The organism is Symbiopectobacterium sp., from assembly GCF_047692315.1.
In the GTDB taxonomy this organism is placed as follows: Bacteria; Pseudomonadota; Gammaproteobacteria; order Enterobacterales; family Enterobacteriaceae; genus Symbiopectobacterium.
In genome coordinates this window covers 32467-55042 of record NZ_JBLLJS010000003.1, presented here as the reverse complement: position 1 = coordinate 55042, position 22576 = coordinate 32467, and the positions used below count along the sequence as shown (strand labels likewise).

14 protein-coding genes and 11 pseudogenes are annotated in these 22576 nt (G+C 54.9%); 10 read left to right on the top strand and 15 right to left on the bottom strand.

Going from position 1 to position 22576, the window contains the following annotated elements:
* The first annotated feature begins 57 nt into the window (after positions 1–57).
* Positions 58–549: a GNAT family N-acetyltransferase gene (locus ACMZI0_RS00955; RefSeq protein WP_415671685.1), complete on the top strand. Its 492-nt coding sequence runs from the start codon at positions 58–60 to the stop codon at positions 547–549.
* A 52-nt stretch (positions 550–601) separates the two neighbouring features.
* On the opposite strand, the gene ACMZI0_RS00950 is transcribed toward ACMZI0_RS00955, so the two are convergent.
* From ACMZI0_RS00950 to ACMZI0_RS00890, 13 genes and pseudogenes are all read right to left on the bottom strand, one after another.
* Positions 602–979, bottom strand: coding sequence for a cytochrome b562 (locus ACMZI0_RS00950; RefSeq protein WP_415671612.1), 378 nt, complete (start codon positions 977–979; stop codon positions 602–604).
* A 240-nt stretch (positions 980–1219) separates the two neighbouring features.
* On the bottom strand, positions 1220–1810 hold the full coding sequence (locus tag ACMZI0_RS00945; protein ID WP_415671611.1) for a hypothetical protein: 591 nt from the start codon (positions 1808–1810) through the stop codon (positions 1220–1222).
* A 152-nt stretch (positions 1811–1962) separates the two neighbouring features.
* Positions 1963–4117: pseudogene (locus ACMZI0_RS00940) on the bottom strand (efflux RND transporter periplasmic adaptor subunit).
* A pseudogene (locus ACMZI0_RS00935) lies at positions 4053–4523 on the bottom strand (biotin/lipoyl-binding protein); the annotation flags it as partial. The pseudogenes ACMZI0_RS00935 and ACMZI0_RS00940, both read right to left, overlap by 65 nt.
* A 1-nt stretch (position 4524) precedes the next feature.
* Entirely contained in the window at positions 4525–8202 is a 3678-nt protein-coding gene (locus tag ACMZI0_RS00930) for a beta-propeller fold lactonase family protein (protein WP_415671610.1), read from the bottom strand.
* Between the two features lie 309 nt (positions 8203–8511).
* Complete coding sequence (locus tag ACMZI0_RS00925) at positions 8512–9693, bottom strand: hypothetical protein (RefSeq protein WP_415671609.1); 1182 nt, start codon at positions 9691–9693, stop codon at positions 8512–8514.
* Between the two features lie 24 nt (positions 9694–9717).
* A complete protein-coding gene (locus ACMZI0_RS00920) occupies positions 9718–10083 on the bottom strand; it encodes a pilus assembly protein TadG-related protein (protein ID WP_415671608.1) in 366 nt (121 codons plus the stop codon).
* A gap of 182 nt (positions 10084–10265) precedes the next feature.
* A pseudogene (locus ACMZI0_RS00915) lies at positions 10266–10861 on the bottom strand (TadE/TadG family type IV pilus assembly protein).
* Positions 10854–11375 carry a hypothetical protein gene (locus ACMZI0_RS00910; protein WP_415671607.1) on the bottom strand — a complete coding sequence of 174 codons (522 nt, stop codon included), beginning with the start codon at positions 11373–11375 and terminating at the stop codon, positions 10854–10856. The pseudogene ACMZI0_RS00915 and the gene ACMZI0_RS00910 overlap by 8 nt, the downstream one beginning before the upstream one ends.
* Positions 11376–11383: 8 nt before the next feature.
* Positions 11384–12163: pseudogene (locus tag ACMZI0_RS00905) on the bottom strand (tetratricopeptide repeat protein); the annotation flags it as partial.
* A 105-nt stretch (positions 12164–12268) separates the two neighbouring features.
* On the bottom strand, positions 12269–12709 hold the full coding sequence (locus ACMZI0_RS00900) for a type II secretion system F family protein (protein ID WP_415671606.1): 441 nt from the start codon (positions 12707–12709) through the stop codon (positions 12269–12271).
* A 14-nt stretch (positions 12710–12723) separates the two neighbouring features.
* Entirely contained in the window at positions 12724–13104 is a 381-nt protein-coding gene (locus ACMZI0_RS00895) for a hypothetical protein (protein ID WP_415671605.1), read from the bottom strand.
* Positions 13105–13116: 12 nt separating this feature from the next.
* Positions 13117–13629 (bottom strand): annotated as a pseudogene (locus ACMZI0_RS00890) (type II secretion system F family protein); the annotation flags it as partial.
* Between ACMZI0_RS00890 and ACMZI0_RS00885 the strand changes: the two are divergent.
* Positions 13609–14108: pseudogene (locus ACMZI0_RS00885) on the top strand (GlxA family transcriptional regulator); the annotation flags it as partial. The pseudogenes ACMZI0_RS00890 and ACMZI0_RS00885 overlap by 21 nt on opposite strands.
* Here the strand turns inward: ACMZI0_RS00885 and ACMZI0_RS00880 are convergent.
* Together ACMZI0_RS00880 and ACMZI0_RS00875 are read right to left on the bottom strand one after the other, a co-directional pair.
* Entirely contained in the window at positions 14062–14649 is a 588-nt protein-coding gene (locus tag ACMZI0_RS00880; protein WP_415671604.1) for a hypothetical protein, read from the bottom strand. The pseudogene ACMZI0_RS00885 and the gene ACMZI0_RS00880 overlap by 47 nt on opposite strands.
* Positions 14650–14753: 104 nt before the next feature.
* Positions 14754–15473, bottom strand: a complete 720-nt coding sequence (locus ACMZI0_RS00875) for a hypothetical protein (protein WP_415671603.1) — start codon at positions 15471–15473, stop codon at positions 14754–14756.
* Between the two features lie 209 nt (positions 15474–15682).
* Between ACMZI0_RS00875 and ACMZI0_RS00870 the strand changes: the two are divergent.
* The 8 genes and pseudogenes from ACMZI0_RS00870 to ACMZI0_RS00835 all read left to right on the top strand — a co-directional run bounded on the left by ACMZI0_RS00870 (position 15683) and on the right by ACMZI0_RS00835 (position 22382).
* Positions 15683–16707 (top strand): annotated as a pseudogene (locus ACMZI0_RS00870) (ABC transporter substrate-binding protein).
* Complete coding sequence (locus ACMZI0_RS00865; RefSeq protein WP_415671602.1) at positions 16704–16946, top strand: iron chelate uptake ABC transporter family permease subunit; 243 nt, start codon at positions 16704–16706, stop codon at positions 16944–16946. Before ACMZI0_RS00870 ends, ACMZI0_RS00865 begins: the two are co-directional and overlap by 4 nt.
* Positions 16906–17265, top strand: a pseudogene (locus ACMZI0_RS00860) (FecCD family ABC transporter permease); the annotation flags it as partial. The gene ACMZI0_RS00865 and the pseudogene ACMZI0_RS00860, both read left to right, overlap by 41 nt.
* The gene (locus ACMZI0_RS00855) at positions 17265–18020 is read left to right on the top strand and encodes an ABC transporter ATP-binding protein (RefSeq protein ID WP_415671684.1); all 756 of its coding nucleotides are present in this window, start codon (positions 17265–17267) and stop codon (positions 18018–18020) included. The pseudogene ACMZI0_RS00860 and the gene ACMZI0_RS00855, both read left to right, overlap by 1 nt.
* A gap of 12 nt (positions 18021–18032) precedes the next feature.
* Positions 18033–18816: pseudogene (locus ACMZI0_RS00850) on the top strand (class I SAM-dependent methyltransferase); the annotation flags it as partial.
* 13 nt (positions 18817–18829) lie between these two features.
* A pseudogene (gene modD / locus ACMZI0_RS00845) lies at positions 18830–19668 on the top strand (ModD protein).
* Between the two features lie 26 nt (positions 19669–19694).
* Positions 19695–21685, top strand: a pseudogene (locus ACMZI0_RS00840) (TonB-dependent receptor plug domain-containing protein).
* Positions 21686–21737: 52 nt separating this feature from the next.
* Positions 21738–22382, top strand: a complete 645-nt coding sequence (locus ACMZI0_RS00835) for an MOSC domain-containing protein (protein WP_415671601.1) — start codon at positions 21738–21740, stop codon at positions 22380–22382.
* Positions 22383–22576 lie beyond the last annotated feature (194 nt).

Sequence of the window (22576 nt, the reverse complement as noted above, 5' to 3'; positions counted from 1 at the left end):
CAACCTCTCTGCGGTAGCATCGGGGGGCAATGTTGGCGTTTATAATAGGAAAGGATGATGAATATAACTATTTATCCCGCAGAGAAGGCTGATGCGGGCGTAATCTTGGATATGATTATTGAACTGGCGGAATATGAACTTGCCTGTAATCAAGTGATTGCGACGCTTGAAGACATTGAAAAAACGCTGTTTGGTCCTGATGCACGTACGGAAGCCTTAATTTGTGCTATCGATGGGGAACCGGTCGGCTATGCAGTATTTTTTACCAGTTACTCCACCTGGTTGGGCAAAAACGGCATTTATCTTGAAGATCTCTATGTAGCCAAACTATTCCGTCAACATGGCGCAGGCAAGGCGTTGTTAGCACACGTGGCTAAATTAGCGAAAGCCCGAGGCTGTGGTCGCCTGGAGTGGCGTGTTCTGAACTGGAGCCAGCCTGCTATCGATTTTTACGACAGCATTGGTGCCAATGCGCAAAGTGAATGGATTCGCTACCGATTAGACGAGCAAGGTATCGAGAATTTTTTGCGTAAGCACGCCAAGGCGTGAAGTGAATCGACTGAATGATCCGGTGGCCCGCAGTGTGACCACCGGATTGACATTATACACCTAGCTTTTTGTGGTACTCGGCGCGGGTTTTTTTCAGGTTGTCTGTCGCGGTTTTCGCTTCCTGTAATTTTCCTGCATCCACCAGAGCAATGGCATCATCGATCTGCGCAATCAGCTTGCCCAAACCTTCATTAAATACCTGGCTGTCAGCACCTTTGTTAAACTCCGGATCGGCTTTGGCCTTGGTGGCATGTTCCTTCATCGTCTGCAATTCAGATTTTAACGTCGCTGCATCGCTGGTGCTGCTGGCACCTTTATAGCTGCCAGCCATGGCGCGCATTTCTTCTTTTACCGATGCTTGACTGGCCAGCGGCAGTGCCAGAGTGACGCTCGCCAATGCGATGCTTACTGCAATCATTGCTCTTTTCATTGCTTACTCCTGTTGGGTGACTCATTAACGGAAGGGATTCCCTTGTCGTTTTGTTATTGTTATGTGAAAGAGTATTCATGAGTAGCAAGCAGGGTCAAATGGTATATCTGGTTCAATGCATAAGAAAAAAATCTTGCTGCTGTATGTTATTTCTCCCTGTTACCCGTGAACATCTTGAGCAATATGAGCAACACGGTTAACACGCTCTCCAATGCCCATCGCTTCGCTTGTCAGTGAAAATTATTTCCGCTGCTGGTAACCCCGCATCGATTGCGTCACGGCCGAACTGTTTAGCAGTTTTTCCCGCTCTTGCCATACATGGGCAAACAAATCCGTCATTAGCGGATCAAACTTGAGTTTCTTTAGTTTGTAACCGATGCCAAGGGCGGTCATGTAGGTTTCAACGTCCAGCGGTGTTTTGTGCACCAGAAAGATCTCGATAAATTTTTTACCGCGTTGCGCTATGGCCGGGTCTTTTTCCAGTGGAAACTTGTTGTTACGAGGGGTTTGTTGGCAAATGCGTGTGGCAGTTCCCCTCAGTTTGGTATTTTTAAAGATGTCATCGACGGAGGTTACCGCAATACCGATCGCATGGCAGCGGCCCTCATGCCCTTCATCAACCGCGCTGCGGTACACGCTTTTCAAACAAGGGTGTTTCTTTGTTATGTGAAACAAAAATCGCTCTCGTTGTGCTGTCAGTAGAGTGAGGAGGTTGTTTTCAACCTTCTTTATCAGGTGCGGCTCTATCTTTTTGGGAACCTGTTTTTCCTTATGGTCCTCGTATGCAATGAGGGGGCTTAGGCTCGGGGACTTATAGAGCGTGATAGTCATGTCATCCTTCCTTGTTGTTCCTTATGTAAGGAGCCAGTATGCGGTATAGTCGCTTGTTTTCTTTCTGAAAACGTTCCATGTGGTATTGATGCATGAGGGAAAGTCACGCCCTGCGATATTTTGTCTTGTGACGTGTTGCATGGTGTAGCTGTCTAGAATGAGAGCTCGCGAATCAACACTGCCGAGGCCAGTTTCCATCCGCGCACCAACAGGCTTTGTGCCTCGCCTTCCATCACTACAGTGCCGCGTAGCACCTGTTCTGGTGCGCGAAAATCAGGCGGCAGTCGCAGCAGGACGCGATACACTGCCTGTTCTGGGTGGAGTTTACGCTGTCCGTCACTCAGGGTGGCAATTGCACCGCCGTAGAGGGATGCCAGCTCCGGCACGCTGTTCAGGTCGCGCGCGGCAGTGCTGTCAATATCGGCAACGGTGACGGACATTGCCCCGTGGTTAACATCCTGAGCGTAAAACGTACCGGAATTGCCGATGCGTAAGCGCTGCCAATCTCTTTCAGAAACGAAGGCTTCTATCAGACCACCGATGGGCTGGGTGACGATGGCCAGCCATTCACCTTGCCCAAGCCACTCGCCTTCGGACAGCGGCGTGGCCATATCTGCCACCATGCCAGCTATCGGGGCGCGCACCGTTAACTGTTCGGATTGACGCAACAGCACCTGCAAGCGCTGTTGTGCAGCCTCCCGTTCTTGCTTGACGCGCAGGTGATCGCCAGCGGCTTCTTTATTAAACAGCTAAAACGCGCTTTGCCACTCCAACGTGGCGATTTGTTACTCCAACTGTTGCCGCTCGTGGGCCAAAGCTTCAGCTGATAGCTGAAACAGCACCTGTCCGGCCTGACGGGTTGGCCTACCTTTACCTCGATGCGGTCGAGCATAGCGGGCAGCGGCGTGTAGAGGCTACTTTGCTGTTCTGCGCGCAGTAAGGCGGGGGCGTAAACACTTCGTTGCCAGGGCAGCAGCAACAGCAATAGTGCAAGGGTGCTGAGCGTCAGAGTGGTTATCATATTGCGGTTCATACGGTAATCCTTGCGGCGCTGGCTCCACGCGCGCAGCTCATTGACGATGGGCATCACCACGAAAACCCCGATCTCCACGGCAAACAGCAGCATGCCCAACAGTTTAAAGGCCATGTGGTAGACCAGGATCGCGATGCCGGTAAACAGGAACAGACGGTAAACCCATACCGTAAAGGCATAGCCGACCAGCGTGCGCTGCAACCAGCGTGGAAAGGCCTCTGGTGGCGCATCCCTCAGGCCAAACAGCCACTCGCGCATCTGCCAGCGGCCCATAGCAAAGCCGCGTTGTTGCAGGTTTGGCACCTGCAAGGCATCTGACAGTAAAAAGTAACCGTCGAACCGCATCAGTGGGCTTAGGTTGACCGCCAGCGTCATGATCCAGGTGGTGGTGGCCAGCATAAAGGCGGCGCTGCGCAGCATACCATCGGGCAGGAAGCTCCATGCCAATGTGGCCCAGGCTGCTAACGCCAGTTCGGTCAGCATACCTGCGATACCGATGGTCATGAGTTGACGCTGCCGCGTCAGTTTCCATGAGCCGGAGGTATCGGTGTAGCGCATTGGCATCATCACCAGAAATGCCACTCCCATGGTGGCGACGCGCGCGCCAAAGTGTTTACAGGCGTAGGCATGGCCGAACTCGTGCAGGACCTTGGTAAAGCACAATGTGAGCCCGGCCAGTGCGGCACCTGCCAGCGTGAAAAAGTGCAGAAACGTGTGGGTGAAGGTGTCCCATTGACGTCCTGCGAGGAACAGCCCCAACACGCCAGCCAGCAACGTCAGCGTTAAAAATGGGCGGCGATAAAAGGGGGAGACCCAGGGCAGCGTGGCGCTAAGAAAACGGTCCGGGTGCCACAGGGGGATACGGAAAAAAGATAATTTTTCAATAGCATGCGCCACAGTGATACCCGCGAGCGCTGCACTTGCTGAGAAAATTGCGCCAGTGCCTTATCGCCGCTGATGCGCGTCAGGCTGTTGATTTGCAGAAATTGGTTAAAATAGTGCACATCACTTTCATCCAGCACCAGCGTAGAGTTGTGTTGGATGTCCGCAATAATACGCGCGGCGTTATCCAGCGACCAGCGAGACAGCATCGCCATCTCTGGCCAACCGATACGAAAATAGAGGCCGCGTAGCGGATCTTCCAACGTCCAACTGGGGGAACCATCACGGTTCGCCGGGCCTGCATGTAAAATCAACTCATCCCGTAACGGGCTGAGTGCAGTAGCAGAAGATGTTTCCGACCGCCACAGAACGGCCAATCCATTCACTGGCATCGTCAAACACAGCCACACCGTCGCGCGGTGAGGTTAACTGCATACGTTCCAGTTGGCGCAGAAGAAAATCTCGCTCACTTTGCGCCTGCTCGCGGCGGCTTTGCAGAACAGCCAGACTGGCCTTTCTGTTAGCATCAAATAGCGCCTGTTGTTGGGCTTGACGATACTGGGCGTCAGCCGTGGCAAACGTCTGGCGCGCGGCTTCCAGTCGGTTTTCCAGTTCGCGCGCATCCAGCCGCGCCAAGGGCTGATTGGCACGAATGGGCTGGTTGGGGCGCACCAGAATATCGTCTACCACGCCAGCGACAGGGGCGCGCACCATCACGGGTTGATGCGCCACAATCTCTGCCGGGGCCAGCACGGACTGGCGCACCGGGATTAACATCACTAACGCCAATGCCACTGCGCTAAACAGCAAGATGCGACGTCAGTCGCGTATCGAGCACCGCAACGGTACTGTGGATATCGAGTGTGGTGGTGTTGTCGTTGGCATCAACCAGTTGTGTCAGCGTAACGGTGACGGCGCCTTGCGCAACATCGCTGTTCACCACCTGATAGTGGATATTGTCGATCAGCGTGTTTACGGCATCAGGGGTGCTGCTGCTATTCAGCGTGAGGGTGATGGTGGCGGTGCCATCGTTAACCTTCACCTGATAGTGATGGCCCTGCGCTGTCTCCCCTTCGCTGCCGGTCAACACAATGGTGGTGCCATCAATCACCAGCGTTTCATGGGGGCCGGAACGGTCGATCGTGAAAGTCAATTCAGAGAGCGCTGCGCCCGCTTTGCCAAGCCGCACATCCACATTATCGAACAGATCCACCGCGCCTGGCAGGCCGCTGGAGGTAATGGTGGCGGTAGTTTGCTTGCCTTCCGCGCTCAGCGTGGGTTCAACGGGCGTGTCTGTTAACAACGGTGCCACGGCGGTTTCGGCGGATTTGCCGCCGCTATCGCGCACGGTGATGTTCAGATCAACCCGCGTGGGTGCTTCTGCGTTGGTGTTAAGATAAGTGACCTGCTGCAATACTTGATTGGCGATGGATTTGTCCACATCGGCGCTAAAGGTGATGGTCAGTACGCCATCCTGCGCAGCGAAAGTGGCAATGGTCGCCTTGCCTTTCATGACTTTGCCATCTTCCAGACGCAACCCGGAACCATTTTTAAAACCGAATTGATCGTCTGCCGAGGCACCGTTGGCGCGATTTACGGTCAGCGTAGTGCCTTTATAATCCGTTATTTGATCCGCATCGACATCGGAGAAGCTTAATCCTTCTGCGAAGGTGGTTGAGACGTTGGTGGTGTAACCAGCGTGAGGTAGGGATGAGAGAATGGTCAGCCCAGTGGTAAACTGGCTACGCCCGCTGTAGATATTGAGTCCATCGGGTGTGACAGCAATATGGTTGGTACGTACCCCTACATCCTGCTTACTGACATACGTCAATGACCCCGTGGCGCTGTCACGGCTTAGCATTGCCAATACGCTGCCATTAAAACCGACATAAAGTGCTGTGCCATCACTGGATAGCGCCATTTCTCGGATATTAAGAGCTGAAACATTGGTATAGAGTGAGAGGGTGCTGACATAGGTCAAGCTGCCGTCGTTGGCATCACGGCTGAAAATAGAGACGGTGGCCTGCTGCACAGAGCCAACATACACAAAGGAACCGTCGGGTGAAATTACAATATTATGTAATTCAGTCAGATAGATGCTACCGCTTGGTCTTTCACCGCTATCAGGATCTGCAATGATGGTGGCATTGTTAATGAAACCTGTGTAAGTAAGTTCACCTGTTTCTGTGTTACGAGAAAATAGTGTCAACATGCTACCACTACGGTTAGCAACGTAGACCGATTTCCCATCGCCAGAGATCACCATGCCACTGGGGGCATTCATTCCGAGTTCGTTAGTTCCTCCCTGATAGGCTGCCAGATAGGTGAGTGCTCCGGTGCTTGGATCGCGTGAGAATTGACTCAGTACCGATTTACCCGTTGCTCCATCAATACTGGTAACGCCGTTAATGGTATAGAGCGATTTGCCATCGGCCGAAATCACGATTTCGGTAATCTGTGCATCCAGCCCCGTGACATCATTCACGCCTTGGGTTGCCACGATACCCGCGTAGGTGTATTGGCCGGTGGTGGTATCGTAGGTGAAGCGCACCAGCGAGTAGGTGGTGGCATCGCCGCTATGCCCGGCGACGTACAGATCGTTGCCATGCATCGTCATCGTGGTGATACCGCTCAGGCCGTTAGCCTCAATCGTCGCCGTCTCAGGATTGTCGCTTTCACCCTGAATAAAGGTTTGCACCAGGGTTAATTCACCCGTCGTGCTATTACGACTGTAGATACGCAGCGTGCTGTTGCCACCCGCATTGGCCCCGTCACTGCCGCTGACCAGCAGCGTTTTGCCATCAGCGGACACCGCGATAGCGGTGACATATTCGCTGTATCCACTCAGGGTGCCATTGGTGTCGGCACCGGTATTGCTGCAGGTGATCTGGTGCAATACGGCATTGGCATCGGCTTTACTGGCACCCGCCAGGAAGGTGAGGGTGAGCGTGCCTGCGCTTTGGCTGAAGGTGGCGATAGCGGTATCGCCTTTCATGATTTTCCTGTCGATTAGTTGCAGGCCGCTGCCTTGCGCAAAGCCGAATTGGTCGTCGGCTTGCGCATGGGTTGCGCGGGAAAGCGTCAGCTTGGTGCCGTTATAATCTCCGTTGCCTTCTGCCAGACGGTCATTGTTGGCATCAGACAGCGTCAAGCCGTGTGCCAGCGTAATTTCTCCACCACGCAGCAGCGTTTGGATGGGTAAATAGCGGCTGATGCCGTTGCCAGAAACCAGAATGGATTTGCCATCGGCGGTGACGGCGATGTCACCGCCGTTGGTGGTGCCGGTACTACTGCCCGTTAGTGTTAGGCTGCCATTTTCACCCACGGCGTAAACATTCACGGTGCCCGTTGTGGTCGCGGCGTAAAGCTGGGTGCCATCACTGTTGAGTGTCAAGCTGCCAATCTTATCGCTGGTAACGGTGTTGATCAGAGCCAGCGTATTATCGCTGCCTAACTGGTAAATGTCGATATTGGCGCTGGTCGGGTCGCCGACATACAGCAACGTGCCATCTTTTGACGTGGTCATGGCGTAGTCGACGGCATCTTGTCCCGTTTTAGTCAGGGAGATTCCGTCGACGAGTGTCAAAATACCGGTGGTAGCGTCGCGTTGATAAACTTTCAGTTCATGGGGGTAGAAGAAAAGGGCGCCGCTGTGAATCACATAGACATAATCACCCGAGGTGGCAATCATGCCATTCCGGTGTGCGTCCAGTTTTTGTACCTGCGTTAATACCCCGTCGGCATCGCGGTTGTAGACATAGACCTCGCGCCCGTAATTGCTGCTCGTGTCCACATAGACCTGTTTGCCGTCATCGGAAATCGCCAGCCCACCGGTTGAACCGCCGCCTTCCAGTGCGGTGGTGCTGACATATGCCAACTTGCCGTCGTTAACGCTCAGGTGAATCAGGTTACCGTTACTGGCAATGGTATAGACCGATTTGCTATCGGCACTGACCACCAAATGGTTAACGGTGCCGAGATTTTCAACCACCAGGCTCTGCTGCTGGGTTAAACGGCCGGTGCTGTCGACAGCAAAAACGGTGATGGTGTTTGTGTCACCGCTGACGGTGACTTTGTAACTGTTGTCGTGGGTAGCATAGGTCCCAGTGGTCGTGGGTTTCAGTGCAATTTCACTGCCATCAATCATCAGCGCTTGATTGGCTCCGGAACGATCGACGGTAATGACTAGTTCTGTCAGTTCCTTGCCGCTGCTATCAGCACCAGTGTCAGTGGATACGGAAACGTTACTGAACAGATCCACAGCGGCAAAGCCGGTATCTCCATCATTGATCGTGACCGTGCCGTGGGCGGGGGTGGCATCCACACCCGGCGCACTTTCGGTAGGAGCGATGACCTGAGCGGCAACAGCATCAGCTGTGGCGGCGGCGGCGTCAAACATCATGCGCTGTTCCAGCACCCATGCCTGACGGGGTGGGCGCGCAGGTGCAGTACCGGCTTTGGAACGGGAAAATGTCATGGTGTCGTGTCCTTATAAAAGAATCAAATCGCGTCTTATACCCGTCATACTTCACGTTGCATGTGCGTTGGCTGTGTTCGTTATTCGGCCTATCCCTGGGCCTCACCTCTCACGAAGCCGCCGCACGCGGCATTCAAATCTGCTCCCAGCAGATTTGTCACCCGAATCACTGACCTGAGTAAACTCATCGGGATTAATGAACCTCATCCCTGAGGTTCACCCTTCGGGCTAGCGCAAGCGCTGTTCAAAACGTTAACGTTTTGTCCTGCAACTCGAATTACTTAGGGTGTAGCTGGTAAAATACGGTGCTTACTCCACCAACCGCACGTAGCCGCCCTCGGTTTCGATTTGGCTGGCAATGCGATTCAGCCGTTGAATCAATTGATCTTCGACTCCCTCTGCGCCTAACCCTGCGCCATCAACAAAGCTCATGCGTTTCTCACCTTCGGTGCAGATAAGCGGGCCAGGAGTGGCTTCCTCGTCAAACAGGTTGCGACCGAAATCCTCCGGATCGCCGGGGCGAATACCCACGAAATAGAACTTGAGGTTGCGGTCGCGGAAGCTGGCACACAGATCGCAAAAGCGCTTGCGTGCGAACTGGCGTGAAACGTCTGAACCGGTGCTGCCAGAAAACTGATTACGCTTGAAGTTGTAGCTGTCGGTGTCGAACCAGTTGCCAACGGTATTGGCCATCATCACAATCACTTTTTGCCCGTCGCCCTTGCCGTCCTGATTGAAATCGAGCGACAGCTTGGCATCGCCCCAACCTTCCGAACCGCGCATATTGGGCGACAGCGCTGCGGCGGCCCATCCCATCGCAATGGCGTAGTTGACGTTGAAACGCGGAGTGAACTGGGCGATGCGCTGTTCCAGCTTGGTTTCTTCGTTGGTGAGTGGCGGTAGTGCTGCGTTGGGGCAGCCGCGATCGGCCACCATCCAACGCACATCGTTAACGCCGCTGGCCTGGCCGAAATCGGGATTAGGTCCTATCCAGGAGATCGGTTCCGCACCGGGGCTACCGTTCTGCGGCAGATCGTGGCGGTAATAGACACCAAACTGTGCTACTGGCGGCTCATCCCAGAAGAAGTTTTCTTCTGCGCCCAGACCATGGTACATGCACAGCAAGTTTGTGCGCCTGTCGGGAATACGGCGATCGTCCAAGCCGCGATAGCCCGCGCGGAACAGCGTGGTGAGTTCTATCGGGTTGAGCGCGGTAGGTGTCGCCCAGCGACGAATACGGTTGGTATCTTCCGCGTCGTAGACGTTGACCGACTGGCTGTAAGGCACCAGAGAGAGCCACGGGTTGTCTCGCTTGCCGTCGGCTCTGCTCAGCATGCGCTCGACAAATTTGCGACTGACGCTTTTCAGTGCGCGGATATCGGCATCGCTCATTTCACCGGTGACGGGCATCATGAAGGCAATTTCCGTTGGGCGGTTGATCACTTCTGCCGTGGAATAAACTGCCTGTTTTCTGGCACCCAGATTCAGCAAGCTGGGCTGGGTATTGAAGCTGGCTTAGACGGTATAGGTTTTGCGCGTGTCGTTTTTGCGTCCTTCAGTGACGGTGACGTCTTCGCGGGTGAGCTTGTTGTCGAGTGCATTATTCAACCCGAGGTTGTTTTTGACGTATTGATAGGCCAGTTCTTTAATCTGTTCTGGGTCATACTCGTCGCCGTTGATGGTGGCCTGATGCGCGACAGCCAGCGCCGCTGCGTCCGTCGCGCGCTTTATCTGAGTGGCATCGCCGGTGGCGGTCGAGGTATCGACAATAAAGGCGGCGCTGACCAGCAGCGCCATGGTGCCGAGCACGTAGAATGCCGTGCTTGCGCCGGTTTCCTGATGAATAAAAGCGGACTGCGCGGCGCGCCAAAAGGGGCGCATGCTACGGCTGCATTTTTTCAGTTCACTGTTTTTTTTATCGCTTTTTTCATCTTTTAACATCCTGAGTGGCCAAATTTAGTGCATAGGTATCCCGCCCGAATCAGCGGGAAAAAAAGCAATACGACATGGCTCTGTATCGGTGCGCGTGGTTATGGAGGGGTCTTTTTGCCCGTCACGTGTCGTTATGTTTTATCATTATCCAGCCCGGCTTCTTTGCTCAGGGCTTCGTCTAAATCCACTACGCCGATGGCAACCCGATTGATTGCCGTGGCGTGCAACAAGCCACCTAATGACATGCCGCCCAGCAAGGCGACGTCTTTGCCCTGACGACAAATCTCCACCACCAACATGGAGGTGCTCTTGCTGCCGTTTTTGCACCTCGCTCGGGCAGGTCAGGCAGATATGGCGTATTCGGCTGGGTTTCACTCCCCACGCACAGGCCTTTCGCCGTACCGCGACTCAGTTGCCAATAGAGATCGCCCGTCTGGCGCACGTTGCTGATCAGTAACTGGTAATTCCCCAATCCTTGCTTCGGCAATACGGTATCAAGCAGCCCTTGCAGCCCGGTTTCCGTCAGATCCTGCTGCATCGCCAGTATCGAGACGATGGCACCTGCACGTTGCTCCATGCGTGAGCGCTCCAGACCAATGTTGTACATGTCGGCACACAACGAACCGATCGCCAGAACAATAGGAAACGCCAGTGCGGTTTCCACTGCGGCAACCCCGCGGCATGAGGTGCGAAAGCGTTTCACGTAGCGCAACAGCGTCTTAGTCATTGCGTAACTCCGTGCCGAACACGTGCTTGTACTGATAGCGGAAGGTGGTGCCCAGCGTTAATACTTCTGGCAGCGGCGTGATAAACGCCTTTTCAATCTGTACCGTGACGGACCACACCGGCAGCGTGGTAGTGTTCTCTTCGTCATTTTGCGCGTAGTTTGATTTATTACCGCTGGCGGTAAAACCACCTAATTGGTTCAGGTTTTCGAAATGCAGCACATTGACGGTGAGGTTGTCTGCGTTGAGGTAGCCATATGCCGAATCCACCATGCGCGTTTTAAGGCGCGTACTCATCTGCTCCGGGCTGACGGTGTTTAGATTATCGAGGCGGAAACTCTGTACCGCTTTATCCAGCGCAGCGCTGCCGACCGCGATCACCAGCCCAATACGTGCCAGCTCAAAAAGCATCATCACGCCGACCATCGTCACCGATACCAAAAAGGCGACCTCGGTCGCGATCACGCCGTGCGAGGCGCGCCAGCGCAGAGCTTGATGTTGGAGCGTATCGCGCATGCTTGCCATTATTCCGGGTTACTCAGTTGCAGGCGTTGGCGGCTGGAGGCCAGCAGCGTTTCGACACGGGTTTTATCCTGCTGCATCTGTTGCAAACGCTGGTGCAGCGAGGCTACCAAGGCATCAATCCGCTGTGGCTGTGCGATGGCACCCAGCGCAGTGCGCGCATCGTCTTCCCGATCGCTGGCGAGATAGGCCAGCGCCAGATTAAGTTTTCCGGTGGTGTTGCCGTCATCCAGTGAGCGCAGTAGTGGGATAGCTTTATCCGGGTTGCCGCTGGCAAGCCAGGAGAGAGCCAGATTGTTGATGGCAGAGACATCTGCCGGGTTCACCTGCAACGCTTTTTCGAACATCTGACGTGCCTGAGTATGTTGCCCTGCGCTGTCCATCACCACGCCCATACCATTGAATGCGAGCGGGTTGTTTGGCTGCGCTTTCAGCGCACAGGCAAAATCTTTCTGCGCCATGGTGTTACGTCCCAGCGCTAACTGGGCGCGCCCCATGCCTAAACAGACGGCCAGCGCTTCTTCGGGAGACATTTTGTCCGTGTCGCCTCCTAATGCCTGACGTGCCCGGCTGTACAGTTCCAGCGTTTGCTGCGGTGAACGAGCCAGTGCTGCGACGCTGGCGTATTCCAGCATTTCCGCCCCTTTCAGCATGTTACGGCTGTCCAAACGCGTATAGACATCGGTCGCGGCTTCCACCCGTCCCTGATCGCGCAGCAAACGTGCCAGACGCAGTCTTTCGTCTTTATTGCCCTTGATCGCCATTGGACTGCCACAGCCAGCGCCATACTGAGCAGCAACACCGTCAGTGAGAAGGTGCGGCGGCGGTGAGCGATTTTGTTACTCAAGGTTATCTGACCAAACATCTTCACGGACTCCATCGGTTGTTCATTGCACCAGCAGGCGTACCACACGCACCAAAGCGGGGGCAGCCATAATGGCGATAATCGGTGGCAGGATCAGCGTCATCAATAGCACGCTGAGCTGTGCGGGCAGCTTTCCCGCTTTCTCTTCCATCCCTAAAATCAGTGTATTGCGGCCTTCGTCCGCAATAGTGCGCAGCGCCTGAGAGAGCGGGGTGCCGTAGCGTTCTGCCTGAATAAGTGTGGCTACCATGCTTTCGATTTCGCTGACACGGGTGCGCTCCGCCAGGTGCATCATCGCCAAGGTACGATCGGACAAGATCTGCAACTCGGCGGCGGTGTAGTGCAATTCATCCGCCATTTCCGGTGAGGAAAGGCCCAGCTCTTTTGATACCACGTGCAGTACACGCCCGATGGGCAAGCCCGCTTCGGCGCACACTACCATCAGATCCAGCGCGTCCGGCACCGCGCGCGCCAGCTTTATACCAGCAGCACGGCAATCAACGCACCTGTGATAAATTTGCCCATCACCAGCCAGCCCACCGCTTCATGGCGGCGTAAACCGGCCAGATCCAGCATGCGGCGCAGGTTACGGCGATCATGGTCTGAACCCGCCAGTCGCTCGCCTTGCGCTGCGACTGGCCGCAGCAGCGCTTCCAGCCAGGGCGACAATGCCGTTCCCTGACCGCGCAGGATGGTGTCTTGTGAATCCGTCTCGGTGCTCTCGGCAGGCAGGTGTCCACGCAGACGGTTTTCCAACAGTTTGTACTGACGCGCCTTATGTTGCGTACGGCCAAGCACGATGCCAGCGATGATCAACATCAGGGCCAGCAGCAGTAAGGGGTCGCTTAATAACGTCATTTCGGCTCTCTCTTATCCAACCCGCTTGACTATCAAATGGGTCACCAACATCCCCAGCGAGACGCTGCACAGGGCGTAAATCAGCACCGAGGTGCCCACCGGGTCGGAGAACAAAAAGCTGAAATCCTCCGGCGACTTCATATACAAATAGGCGAGGCAGCAGGGGAACATAGCGGCGACAATCTTGGCGGACGCGCGCGCTTCTGAGGTTTTCGACTGCACTTTAAGTTGCAGTTCGCGCCTGTCGCGCAGCGTGGCGGAGAGCCGCTCCAGTGTCTCACCTAACCGACCGCCCGCTTCCTAGTTGATGATCAGAATCACCACGAAGAAACGGTATTCCGCCATCGGTACCCGTGTGGCAGAGGTCTGGATCACCTGGCGCAGGGGAATGCCTAGCTTGAGCCAGTGATCGATGGTTTTGAATTCGTTTGCCAGCGGGCCGCTCAGGTGCTCTGCCACAATGGCGAACGTATTCGACACGGGCACGCCCGCACGGCAACTGCGAGTAATGGCATCGATTGCTGTCTGGATATCATCCGTTCTCACTGTGGCAGTGCGTTGGCAAATCGCGTGGCGCGTCGCATGGTGGTTCCCCCCTATCGGGATGGCGGGCAGGCGCAGTTTATTGAGCGCCCGGTGCCGGAAACCACGCGTGACACACATATCAATGCGCTGTTGGATTATCTGCGCAGCCATCTCGATAAACCTCATTCTCTGGATTCGCTGGCTGCTTTTGTCAGCATGAGTCGCCGTACCTTTACCCGCCACTTTATTAAGGCAACAGGCATGTTATTAAGGCAACAGGCATGACGGTGGGCGAGTGGCTCACCGCAGAGCGTTTGCAGCGCAGCCAGATGCTGTTGGAAAGCAGCGATCATAGCGTCGAGGTGGTGGCGCAAATGGCAGGATTTGCTTCGCCGATTTCATTTCGACAACGTTTCAAGGCCAGTTTCAACCTTAGCCCGAGCGAATGGCGTCGGGCTTTCCGTGGGCCTGCGCGCTGATGGGGTATTGATTCTTTTCTCTGAACGCTTTTGCTGCGCTGTTGTATGTCGAGATAAGTTCCTTCAGCAAGCTTTCCGTGTCGATGTGCTCTCCGGTATCCTCAAGAAAGCGGTCGAAAAACTCGATTACCGAAGGTTCCAGCTTATCGCCAAACGTCTCCACCACTTCTTCCAGCGTATCGCACGGGAAAGTGATGAGCTGCTTTTTCACCGCAGTCACTTCTTTCTCGACTTTATCAAGCGTCTTCTTTTCTGCTCGCTCATCTTTCGCCTTCGCTAACGATTTAAACATCCGTTCAACGTGGTCGGCAGAGGCGCGCTGTTGCAGTGTGGCGATGCGGTTATTGGGTGCAGCTTGAGTGGGTTGGTAGAAAACAACGTTTGTGGCATCCGGGCCCAGCACCCGTGAGCGCCATTGTGCGAGCGTCTCATCAGCGTCGTCGATAGGACTGGGAACATTGATGCGGTGCGGCTCACCGTCAAAATCGACAATCAGAGAATACGTTTTCAGTATGCGATAACAATACTCTTCTTTTTTCATTGTCAGGTCTACGAACGTTGATAATAACTTGTTGTATTTTATATTTTTTATTCTGTTCAAGAGGATTTTGTATTTGTGTGGAACACTTCAGCCTGACCTGAAAGTTACGGGCGCATCAGCGGTTCAATGCCAATCCACTCTTTCCGTGGGTGATAGCACAGAGACATCGGCGGAATCGCCACTTTTTGACCCGCGACCGTCAATTCCCCTAAGTGTATGGTCCACTTTGAGTTTGCCGTGAAGCGTGGCGTTTTGAATATCACATAGACCGAACCGTAATCGTCGTTGTTAGTGAGTTTCGGGATGCGGTGGTGCACTTCATCACTGTTGATGTCGTAAGGGGGCATGCGCGCGTATTTCATATCGGAAATCGGAAAATCGTAGGCGAGCGTTCCGAGAAACAGCTCAGGCTGTGCATTCACCCGAGTGCCATCTTCCAGAGTGACATAAGCCTGCCGGCTGTCGTAGATAACCGGAATGGCGGGTTCACCTTTTTTACCTGGACGAGAAGGGCGCAGGCGGTTTTTGTTATAGGCGATCAGTTGGACATAAAACTCCGGTTTGGCTTCCGGCCCGTTAACGTAAGGAATGGAGAACAGTGTTTGCATATAGCGGGAAGGGGCATAGGAAATCGCGTGATCGTAGAGATAGGTTTCGAGCATCAGGGTGGTTTCCCCCTGCGGGCCCGGCACTTTGAAGCTGTACTCACTCTGGCAAAGATCCGTGTAGGCGGCGCGTTGGCGCTGCATCGGCACACAGGCACTTAGCGATACAGCAATGAGTGCAGCCATCGCAGCGCGCGAATGCCATTGATAAGATGCCATAATTATCCTCTTTTATATTTATTTTCCAAGATATTAGCTTAAGTACGGCCTCTCAAGTGTATTGGCTTTACGTGCATTTGAGCGTCGGCGGAATCTGAAAAGTTACGAATGAAATGATTACCTAAGTTAGCAAGTGTTGACATTGAGCAACGATCCTTTCGTTATATGTGTAAATATATAATGAAATATTGCGTATTCAGGATGATGTTATGCCAGTAACACGACGACGCTTACTTCAGGCGATGGCTGCCGCAGGGTTGCTGCGGGGGTGGCCAGCCTTTTCCGCCGACTCTCTGACGTTTGCTGTGGGAAGCTTACTCGCACCACAAAATATCCACCGCGTTATCAGCGCGGGCGTGCCTGCCGATTTGTTGCTGATGGCTGCGGCACCGGCACCGGAAAAATTGCTGGGTTTCTCTTCCTTCGATTTCTCCCAGACGGGCAAAGATCTGCTGCCGGAAGCGATTACCCGCTTACCTAAGTTGGGCCGTCTGGCGGGACGTGCTACTACGCTGTCGCTGGAAAAACTGCTCGCGTTGAAACCCGATATGATTGTGGATTGTGGCAATGCGGATGAAACCTGGACCTCACAAGCGCAACGGATCAGCACCCAAACACAAACTCCGTGGCTACTGATCAACGGCACGCTGGCGCGCACGCCGCAGCAGTTATAGGAGATAGGGAACGCGCTCGGCGTAGCGTTTCGCACCGAGCCGCAAGCGGAATTGGCGCGTCAGTTTATTGAGCAGGCGCAGTCCTTCGCCCACTCGGATGCAGCCAACGTTCGCTTTTACGCGGCGCCAGCGGGTTGGAAACCGGGCTGGCCGGTTCCTTACACACTGAAGCGGCCGAACTGATGGGGCTGAAAAATGTCGCACAACTGCCGGATCGTCAGGGGTTGGCGCAGGTGTCGCTGGAGAACCTGCTGGCCTGGCAGCCGGACATGATTTTGGTGCAGGAGGCGGCGACCCTGCACACGCTTACTCACGATCCGGTATGGCAGGGGGTGAAGGCCATTGCGCAAAAACGCATCCTGTTTCTTAGCGGCTTGCCGTTTGGCTGGCTGGATGCACCGCCGGGCATCAATTGGCTGCTCGGCTTGCGACGCTTGCATGCCTGGCTGGACAAGGAGGTGGCACGTTCATTCGAAGCAGACATGATGCGCTTTGCCACGCTGTTCTGGCATGCGCCGTTGAGCGAGACGCAGTTTAACCGGATCGTTAACGCGCAATGAGAACGGCAACCCTGTTTACGCTGTTAAGCACCTTGGCGCTACTGTGTATCGCGCTGGCCGTTTTTTCCGGTGCGTATCCCTTAAGCCTTCGCCAGGTTATAGGGCTGTTTTTCAGCCCTGACAGCCATTTGCCGCAAGATCAGATCGTGTTCTGGCAGATCCGCCTGCCGCGTATCGCGGCGGCGTTACTGATTGGCGCTGCGCTGGCGCATGAACTTGCTGACGCTGGCAGACGATGAAGCACGTGCGCTGGGCATTAATGTCACACGCTTGCGCATGGGGCTGATTGTGTGCGCCACGCTGATGACGGCCAGCGCTGTGGCAGTCGCGGGCGTTATCGGCTGGGTCGGGCTGGTGGTGCCGCATATCGGGCGCTTACTGACGGGTAACAACCACCAGCGCTTGTTGCCGGTTGTCATGAGCATTGGCGCCATTTTGCTGCTGCTGACCGATACGCTGGCGCGCGCCCTGAGCGGCACTGAAATTCCTCTCGGCATTCTGACGGCCTTTATCGGTGCGCCGTTCTTCCTGCTGTTGTTGTTACGAGGGGGCCGATGATGTCGCTGCTCGAAGTGCGTCAGGCCACTGTGGGCTACGCCCGCCGCGCGGTATTGCGCGATGTGGTGTTCTCCCTGCCTGCGGGGAGTGCCTGCTGCTTGCTGGGCGCTAATAGCTGCGGGAAAACCACGTTAATGCGCGCCATTCTTGGCGTGTTGCCGCTCCTTTCCGGCGAGATTGTGCTGGCCGATACCCCCTTGCACCGTTATTCAGATGCGCAGCGCGCCAGCGTGATTGCCTGGGTGCCGCAGGCGCATGAAGGCGCGTTCGCCTTTAGCGTGCTCGACATGGTGATGATGGGGCTGACGCCGCATATGAGTACGTTTGCCGTGCCCGGTCACCGAGAACGAGAAGCGACATTGCAGCAGCTAATGGCGCTGGGGATCGCACATCTGGCAGCGCGGCGCTGGAACCTGCTGAGCGGCGGCGAACGACAACTGGTGCTGATTGCCTGCGCTTTAGCGCAAAAGCCGCGCTTATTACTGCTGGATGAGCCGGCTTCCAGTTTGGATTTTGGTCACCAAATCGATTTGTTGGAAACGCTGGTGGCGCTGAAACAGCAGGGGATGACGTTGTTGATGGCGACGCACCATCCCCTGCATGCGCGCGCGATTGCCGACAGCGTGGTGATGGTGGAGCCCGATGGTCGGATGACACAAGGCGCTCCCGCAGAGCAATTGCACACCAACAGGCTCGCAGCGTTGTACCGGGTGACACCCTCGCAGATTCACCGCCATTTGTATGGCACTCATTGATAAGGGATAGCAATGCTGATTGATGACATTGATTTTGCAGACCTTTACCGCCAGCAACTGGCGCTGGCCCACCGCACGGAAAAAACGCCCGATCACTGGGATAAACGGGCGGAGAAGATGGCAGAAAATTGTGCTGCGCCCCAGGACAGCTATCTGCAACAACTGGTGGCGAAGATTGATCTGCGCGGTGCGCAGTCGCTGTTTGATATGGGGTGCGGCCCGGGCACAGTGGCGTTGGCGCTGGCGGATAACATGGAGACGGTGTACGGCGTGGATTACAGCCAGGGCATGCTGGAGGTGGCTGCCCGCCGCGCGCGACAGCAAGGTGCGGATAACGTGAACTGGGTGCGCCGGGCGTGGGAAGAGAGTTGGGACGAGCTGCCGGTGTGTGATATCGCGGTGGCATCTCGCTCGACGTTGGTGGCCGATATGCGACAAGCGATGGCGGCAGGCACGGCTGCGCGTGTATACCACGCATCTGGTCAGCACCTCGTTTATGTCGCCGGTGATTCAGCGGGCGTTAGGGCGCGACGTGGTGGAACTGCCTAACTATATCTATGCCCTTAATATGCTGTATCAAATGGGGATTTATGCACAGGTCGATTTTATCCGTGGACCAAACTGCCAGCAGGATAACAGCACTTATGCACGCTTCGAAGAAAACGTGAAATGGAGCTTCGGGACACTCAGCGATGACGAGCGTGAGCGGCTTTATCGTTGGTATCAACAGCAGGATGTCAGCATGATTGCGCCGCCGAGCCGTGACTGGGCGCTGATCTATTGGGACAGTGTGCCGCTTGGGCAACATCATGATTTTCCTTCCACACGCGCTCACCGACGCCTGGCTACTGGAAGATATTCAGGGCGGAGATCTGACGACGCAGGCGCTCGGTATTGGCGCGCAGCCGGGAAATATCACCTTTTTTCATCGGCAGGGCGGTTGTGTCAGCGGCAGATGCTCACGTCACTCGGGGTTAGCGTGACGGCCTCGGTGAATGACGGCGAGTGCGTCGTTGCCGGGCAGCCCTTGCTGTGTGCCAGCGGCTCGGCTGCTGCGCTGCATCAGGGATGGAAAGCGGTACAGAATGTGCTGGAATGGAGTTGCGGTGTTTCTGGCTATCTGGCACGCATGTTGGACCTGCTGCGCCAGCGCCATCCTGATGGGCATATCTCCTGCACGCGCAAAATGATCCCCGGCACCAAGCTGCTCGCAACGCAGGCCGTGCAGGCCGCAGGAGGGCTGATTCATCGCGCCGGATGCAGTGAAACCATCCTGCTGTTTGCCAATCACCGACGCTTTCTCGCAAACGGTGATGACTGGCCTGCCATGGTGAACCAACTGCGTCGCAATGCGCCGGAAAGAAAGATTGTGGTGGAGGCGGACACGCCGGACGAAGCGCTGGCGGCACTGCGTGCGGCACCTGACTGCGTACAGCTCGACAAATTTACCCCTGAGCAGGCGACGAATATTGCCCGCCTCGCACCCACGCCCGCGCCTGCATGCACGCTGGCGCTGACCAGCGGCATCACGCTCGCCACCCTGCCGGATTATCTCGATTGTGGCATCACGCTGTTTGTGACCTCGGCGCCCTATTACGCACCGCCAGCGGATATCAAGGTGTGTCTGGGGCCAGACTCGCCGCTTTAGTGAAAATAAAAAAGGACATAATAACAATGAGACGTAAGAAAAATTATCTTTACACCGCGCTGTTGCTTGCTTTCGCGCATAACGCTGTTGCTGGGCTGGAAAGCGACACCATGACCGTGTGGTCCAGCCCGGTGCCTGCGGCTACCACCACGGTGCTTAATCAGGAAACCATACAAAAACTGGATAAGCGCAATGTGGTACAGGCGCTGAGCGTGGTGCCCGGCGTGGTATTGCAAAAATCGGGCAATCGTAACGAACAACAGGTCAAAGTGCGTGGCTTTGATAGTCGCCAGGTGCCGGTCTTTTTTGACGGCATACCGGTCTATGTTCCTTACGATGGCAATCTGGATTTAGGGCGTTTTCTCACGTCCGATATTGCGTCGCTGGAAGTCTCCAAAGGCTATTCGTCGCTGCTGCAAGGCCCGAACCAGATGGGCGGTGCCATCAATATTACCAGCAAAAAACCGACCAAACCGCTGGAAGCCAGCGTGGGATATCGTCAGGGTTGGAGCCGCAGCAAAACCAATGCGTTCGATACCCAGGCTTCACTGGGTGCCAGCAATGACATGGGCTATATCCAGCTCAGTGGTGGCCGGGTGAAACAGGATTTCCTCGGCCTGCCGCGCAGCGTGGACAACCCGGTTGCGGGGCAGAATGGCAAGATGATCAACTCCGCGGCTGATGATAAACGCGGGATAGTCAAAGTGGGCTTTACCCCACGCGAAAACGACGAATACGTGTTTACCTATATCAATCAAGACGGCAGCAAAGAGAACCCGCCCTATACGGGCACCAGCGGTCAAAAATTTCGTTATTGGCAGTGGCCACAATACGACAAAGAGAGTTATTACTATCAGGGCACCACGCACCTTGGCGATCGCTACACCTTGAAAAGCCGTCTCTATCGTGATACCTTTGAAAACACACTAATGATGTATAACTCATTGGCATATTTGAAGAATCGCAATGGTAGCTACAGCCATTACGCCGATTTCAGCAACGGAGCCGGGCTGCAACTCTCCGCTGATATGTACACCAGTGATCTGCTCTCGTTTGCCGTGAACTGGAAGGATGATGTGCATAGGGAACGGGGCGCTGTCGATGCGCTGTTTGACCGCTACAAAGATCACACCTGGTCTTTGGCGAGTGAATACCAGTGGGCCGCCGCCGATAATCTCGACGTGGTAGCAGGTATCAGCTATGACTGGCGCGACAGCCGTCAGGGAATGAAACATGAGAAAAGCGGCGATATTACCCATTACGCCAACAATAGCCAGAATGCGTTTAACTGGCAGTTGATGACCAAATATCACTTCGCCAATGAAGATACGCTGTCGCTCTCCTTCTCGGACCGTACGCGTTTCCCAACGCTAAAAGAGCGCTACACCACCTCGAAGCCTGCGTATAACGGCCAGACGGTGCTGGTAAATCCGCATTTGAACTCAGAACGGGCGCAAACGATCGATGTGACCTGGAACGGCACCTTTACCCGCGACTGGGGCTATGATGTCAGCGTCTATTATAACCGCGTCAATGATGCGATTCTGGGGCACACCATTGTGCCAATACCCTGCAAAACCTTAACAGCGGGCGCGTGGACTATACCGGTCTGGATCTCGGTGTAAAAGGGCGCGTGACGGAGATGCTGGATCTTGGCCTGAGCTATGGCCTGATTCATGCCGATGTTAAACAGGACGAAGTGGGTAAAGTGACCGATTTGCCGACGCACACTCTGGTTGCATGGATGACATTTAAGCCTTGGGAACCATTAAGCTTCACACTGTCGCAGGAAGCGCGCTCCTCGGCTTACAACAGCAGTGACGCGAAACAGCGTGCCTCAGGCTTCACCGTGACCAATCTGCGTGCCGATTACGAGGTGGGCCGCGGCGTTAGCGTGAATGCCTCGGTCAATAACCTGTTCGATACCGAGTATGCCTATTATGCCTATTATGCCTATAACGAAGGATTCATTGAGCAGGGGCGCAATTTCTGGGCGGGGATCGCCTACAAGTTCTGATTATCTGCTCCCTGGCGAGCTGGGGAGCACCAGCATTGAGCGTGGAGGTTTTATGGAACACAAAGCAACGCTATCCCATATTTTGTGCAATGCGAAACAAACAACTGTCCCTCATGAGAAGAAGGTGTTTACCGAGCGGGCCTGGATTCATACTCACGGTATGGAAACCGAGCAGGGGGATAAAACCTACTACCCGGATCCGGACTGTGCGCTGTTACACTATGTGTGGGAGCATTATGCCTTCTGGCGGGATAAGTACCCTGATCGCGCCGCGCTATTCGACGCACCGGGAATTTTTGGTGAAAATTTTTCGACGCAGGGTATTACCGAACAGAGCGTGTGCCCCGGTGATATCTTCAAGGTGGGTACGGCGCTGCTTCAGGTATCCTGGGGGCGTATTGCCTGTAATACCATGGCTGGGCGACTGGAAGAGGATGCAGCACCGACCTTGATGCATGCGCAATCCCGTAACGGCTGGTTCTATCGTGTGTTGCAGGAAGGTGAAGTTTACGCTGGTGCCACGCTTGATCTGCTGGAGCGCCCTTACGGCCAATGGCCGCTGAGCTGCGTGCAGGATATCGTTTTCGATCTTGCAGCCAGCCGAGAGGCTCTGGAAGCGGTTTATCAGATTGAAACATTGTTGAGCACCTGGCGGGAACAGATTCGGGAGCGGTTGGAACTGCTCGACCCACGTTGAGAGCCATTAACCTGAGACAAGGATGTTTTTTCGTTGCCACATTTTATGCCGGCTATGGGGTGTCGTGAACACCCTGTTAATGCGTGATAATCATCACAATAAAACGAAAATCAAACAGACCGTGCTTGCAAGTCATACCCGGTTATGGTGTATTTTCAGGCATGGATTGTTACTGTTTTAATAACAGGCAAAAC

What these genes read in the sequence shown, in the direction of transcription:
- ACMZI0_RS00945 (WP_415671611.1), bottom strand. Translation starts at nt 1,810, where the DNA reads ATGACTATCACGCTCTATAAGTCCCCGAGCCTAAGCCCCCTCATTGCA.
- ACMZI0_RS00865 (WP_415671602.1), top strand. Translation starts at nt 16,704, where the DNA reads ATGAGAACGGCAACCCTGTTTACGCTGTTAAGCACCTTGGCGCTACTG.
- ACMZI0_RS00895 (WP_415671605.1), bottom strand. Translation starts at nt 13,104, where the DNA reads ATGACGTTATTAAGCGACCCCTTACTGCTGCTGGCCCTGATGTTGATC.
- ACMZI0_RS00930 (WP_415671610.1), bottom strand. Translation starts at nt 8,202, where the DNA reads ATGACATTTTCCCGTTCCAAAGCCGGTACTGCACCTGCGCGCCCACCC.
- ACMZI0_RS00910 (WP_415671607.1), bottom strand. Translation starts at nt 11,375, where the DNA reads ATGCGCGATACGCTCCAACATCAAGCTCTGCGCTGGCGCGCCTCGCAC.
- ACMZI0_RS00835 (WP_415671601.1), top strand. Translation starts at nt 21,738, where the DNA reads ATGGAACACAAAGCAACGCTATCCCATATTTTGTGCAATGCGAAACAA.
- ACMZI0_RS00880 (WP_415671604.1), bottom strand. Translation starts at nt 14,649, where the DNA reads ATGAAAAAAGAAGAGTATTGTTATCGCATACTGAAAACGTATTCTCTG.
- ACMZI0_RS00920 (WP_415671608.1), bottom strand. Translation starts at nt 10,083, where the DNA reads ATGCGCCCCTTTTGGCGCGCCGCGCAGTCCGCTTTTATTCATCAGGAA.
- ACMZI0_RS00955 (WP_415671685.1), top strand. Translation starts at nt 58, where the DNA reads ATGAATATAACTATTTATCCCGCAGAGAAGGCTGATGCGGGCGTAATC.
- ACMZI0_RS00875 (WP_415671603.1), bottom strand. Translation starts at nt 15,473, where the DNA reads ATGGCATCTTATCAATGGCATTCGCGCGCTGCGATGGCTGCACTCATT.
- ACMZI0_RS00855 (WP_415671684.1), top strand. Translation starts at nt 17,265, where the DNA reads ATGTCGCTGCTCGAAGTGCGTCAGGCCACTGTGGGCTACGCCCGCCGC.
- ACMZI0_RS00950 (WP_415671612.1), bottom strand. Translation starts at nt 979, where the DNA reads ATGAAAAGAGCAATGATTGCAGTAAGCATCGCATTGGCGAGCGTCACT.